A 3,538-nucleotide genomic window follows, 5' to 3' on the forward strand; every position below is an offset into this window, starting at 1 on the left:
GTGAGCGACGTGATCCCGTACTCGTCCGAGAACGCCTGCGTCACCGCGAACGCGTTCTGATCCTGCGCCGCGGACGGCGCTCCGAAAACGAGCCCGACGGCCTCGGCCAGCGGGGCGAGTGCCGCCACGGTCGCGTCGATGTCGCCCGACGCGACCGCGTCCGCCTCCGCGCCGTTGGCGGCGCGGTTGAGGAACTCGGTCACGGTCGCGGCGTACTCCGGCACCACCTGGATCTCGCCGCTCTCGAGCGCGGGCAGGTAGGTCTCCCGGTTGCCGATGGTCCGGACCTCGGTCTCGAAGCCTGCCGAGGCGAGCACCGCCGAGTAGATCTCCGCGACGGTGATGTTCTCGGAGAAGTTGGCGGCGCCGATCACGATCGACCCGGATCCGGTCTCGGGAGAAACGATGCCCTTGTCGGCCACGTACTGCGTCGCGGCCTCCAGCGAGGTCTGGCGGTCGATGTCGACCGCCTTGTTGAGCTGGATCAGGTCGTCCGTGGTCAGCACCGCGGACACGGCGTCGAGCCCGGCGATCAGTTCGGGCGTGGCGGCGTCGGCGTTGATCGCGGGGATCATGTTGTCGGCGTTCTGCAGCATCTTGTCGTCCGCGAGCACGGTGAGGGCGTCGCCCGGGACGGGCAGGCACTCCTTCGCCATCGCGGAGTCGCTGGGGGACGCGCCGCTGGCGGCCGGCTCGGACGAGCCGGAGCTGCAGCCGGCCAGCAAGAGGGCGCTCACGGCGGCGGCCGCGATGAGTCCGGTTCTGGTACGCATGTCACTCCTGGTGGTAGGGATGAACTTGGTGGGGCCTCAACACTGGATCCAACCGTCACGGGAGGGTGATTGTTCCCCGCGCGACGCGGTTTCCAGGGTATTCAGCATTCGCGGCCGAGGGGAGGGCGGATGGGTGGACGATGCCCGATCGAGATCTACTGAGCGGGGGACGATGCGGGGGTTCAGGCGGCCACGGTGGCCCGGCTGCGCAGGGGCGCCGGGGTGACGCGGCGCTGCAGCCGCGAGAGCCCGAAGTCGATGCCCAGGCACAGCGCGGCGACCAGGATGCCGCCCGCGAGCGCCTCGCCGTAGCGCTGGGTGGCGAGCGCGGTGACGATGATGACTCCCAGGCCGCCGCCGCCTACGAGGGCGGCCAGCGGCACCGTGGCGATGGTCTGCGTGACGGAGGTGCGCAGGCCGGCCGCGATGAGCGGCACGGCCAGCGGGAGCTCGACGTGCAGCGCCACCTGCCGCCGCGTCATGCCCTGGCCGAACGCCGCATCGCGCACGTCGGCGTCCACGCCCGCCATGCCGGTGAACGCGTTGGTGAGAATCGGCGGGAAGGCGAAGATCGCGGCCGCGATGATCACCGCTCGGTTGCCGAACCCGATCGCCGATGCGGCGAACAGGGTGAGCAACGCGAGCGTGGGCATGGCGCGTGAGACGTTGGCGATGACGGTGGTGACGCCGCCGCCGCGGCGCAGGTGCCCCAGCCACAGCCCGAGCGGCAGCGCGATCGCCGCTGCGATGCCGACCGCAGCGGCCGACATATAGAGGTGCTCGAGGGTGAGCGCCAGGATCGAGTCGCGCTGGAAGCGCAGCGACCCGTCGAAGTTGGTGCCGAACAGTCCGTTCTCGCCGGTCCAGCTGACGGGATCCGTGAGGTAGTCCCAGGCGTCGCCGACGGTGCTCATGCCGAGGCCTCCGCGGCGGCATCCGCCCGTGCGGCCTCGGCCCGGCGGCGCGCACGCCGGCCGCCGGTCCGCGTCCACGGCATCGCCCACCTCGCGAGCAGCACGATCGCGAGGTCCAGCACCAGGGCCAGCGCCAGGCATAGCAGCGTGCTGGTCGCGATCTGCGCACGGTAGTTGGACTGCAGGCCGCGGAACATGAGCTGCCCCAGCCCGCCATAGCCCACCACCACGCCCACCGTGACCAGCGCCACCGTGGTGACGGTCGCGAGCCGCAGGCCGGCGACGATGCTGGGCAGCGCGTTGGGGAGCTCGACCGTGAACAGCAGCCGTGTGCGGCGGTAGCCCAGGCCGCGCGCGGCGTCCACCACGTCCCGGTCCACCCCCTCGAGCCCCACGATGATGTTCCTCACCAGCACCAGCAACGCGTACGAGACGAGCCCGATGAGCACCGTGGTGCGTCCGATCCCCGTGAACGGCGCGAGCAGGCCGAACAGCGCCAGCGACGGCACCGTGTACAGCACCCCGGTGACCCCGAGGATGGGTCCCGACAGGCGCGGGATGCGTCGAGCGACGATCGCCAGCGGCAGCGCGATCGCGGCGGCGATCAGGACCGCCTGGAGCGTCAGAGAGGTGTGGATCACCAGCTGGTCCCAGACCTCGCCGCCGCTGCGCCGCAGGTAGTCGAGCGACAGCCAGGGATTGTCCACCCCTCGACCGTACAGGCAGGGCACGCATCGTCCCAGATCCGTCGTGGACGATGCCGCGGTGCCTGGGCACGTCGCCCGCGTCAGGCTACGGTGGCCGGATGGACACCAGCGCCACTCCCGGCATCGAGCTCGCCGGCGTGCGGAAGATCTACGCGGACGGCACCGCGGCGGTCGAATCTCTCGACCTGCGGGTGCGCTCGGGCGAGGTGCTGGCGCTGGTGGGGCCGTCGGGCTGCGGGAAGTCGACCACCCTGCGCATGATCAACCGGCTGGTCGAGCCCAGCGGGGGAGTGATCTCCGTGGACGGCGTGGACGTCATGGGCCAGGATCCCGTCGAGCTTCGCCGCGGCATCGGCTACGTCATCCAGCACGTGGGCCTGTTCCCGCACCGCACGGTGTCGCAGAACGTCGCGACCGTCCCCCGACTGCTGAAGTGGGACCGCGCGGACATCGCCGTGCGGGTGGCCGAGCTGCTCGACCTGGTGGGGCTGCCGGAGGCCACCTACGGGCCCCGCTACCCGCACGAGCTGTCCGGCGGCGAGCGTCAGCGCGTAGGTGTGGCCCGGGCGCTCGCGGTGCGGCCGCCCGTGCTGCTCATGGACGAGCCCTTCGGCGCGGTCGACCCGCAGGGCAGGCGTCGGCTGCAGCGGGAGTTCCAGGCGCTGCAGCGAGAGCTCGGCACCACCGTGGTGATGGTGACCCACGACATCCGGGAGGCGGTACTGCTCGCGGATCGCATCGCGGTGCTGTCGCGGGGCGGAGTGCTGGAGCAGCTGGGCACCCCCGAAGAGGTCACCGAGGCGCCGGCGAACGCGTTCGTCGCGGACTTCCTCGCGGACTTCGGCGAGGCGCCCGCGGCCTGATCCCGCGCATCGTCCCCTCTCAAGGGACCGTGCGTGGGGGAGGCGTCACCGCCAGCGGCCCCGCCACCACGGCGTCTTGATGCCCGCGGCGGCGCGTTCCTCGCGCTCGGCGCGCTCCTCCGCCTCGAGCTGCGCCCGCCGGTGCCGGCGCCGCCGGCCCGTGGTGACGATGCGGTAGAACACCGCGCCCATCGCGATCAGCACCACGAAGACCAGGATGGGGACGAAGATCGCGATGAGGCTCAGCGCCACCGCGGTGGCGTCCTCCGCGAACGATGCGA

At 71.7% G+C, this 3,538-nt stretch carries 4 protein-coding genes and 1 pseudogene; 1 reads left to right on the top strand and 4 read right to left on the bottom strand.

Annotated features, from left to right (window positions below; translation table 11 throughout):
- The 3 genes from Q0L54_RS10865 to Q0L54_RS10875 all read right to left on the bottom strand — a co-directional run.
- Nucleotides 1-773, bottom strand: a 773-nt coding sequence (locus Q0L54_RS10865; protein WP_296668027.1) for a glycine betaine ABC transporter substrate-binding protein, incomplete at its 3' end; no start/stop codon positions are given.
- A gap of 182 nt (nucleotides 774-955) precedes the next feature.
- Nucleotides 956-1,687 (bottom strand): ABC transporter permease, encoded by a 732-nt coding sequence (locus Q0L54_RS10870; RefSeq protein WP_296668029.1) that lies wholly within the window; start codon nucleotides 1,685-1,687, stop codon nucleotides 956-958.
- Nucleotides 1,684-2,394, bottom strand: a complete 711-nt coding sequence (locus tag Q0L54_RS10875; protein ID WP_296668031.1) for an ABC transporter permease — start codon at nucleotides 2,392-2,394, stop codon at nucleotides 1,684-1,686. The genes Q0L54_RS10870 and Q0L54_RS10875 overlap by 4 nt, the downstream gene beginning before the upstream one ends.
- A gap of 98 nt (nucleotides 2,395-2,492) precedes the next feature.
- Here Q0L54_RS10875 and Q0L54_RS10880 point away from each other — a divergent pair, with 98 nt between their 5' ends.
- Complete coding sequence (locus Q0L54_RS10880; RefSeq protein WP_366937965.1) at nucleotides 2,493-3,257, top strand: ATP-binding cassette domain-containing protein; 765 nt, start codon at nucleotides 2,493-2,495, stop codon at nucleotides 3,255-3,257.
- Between the two features lie 45 nt (nucleotides 3,258-3,302).
- Here the strand turns inward: Q0L54_RS10880 and Q0L54_RS10885 are convergent.
- A pseudogene (locus tag Q0L54_RS10885) lies at nucleotides 3,303-3,538 on the bottom strand (hypothetical protein); the annotation flags it as partial.

The organism is Demequina sp. (genome assembly GCF_024642165.1).
In the GTDB taxonomy this organism is placed as follows: Bacteria; Actinomycetota; Actinomycetes; order Actinomycetales; family Demequinaceae; genus Demequina.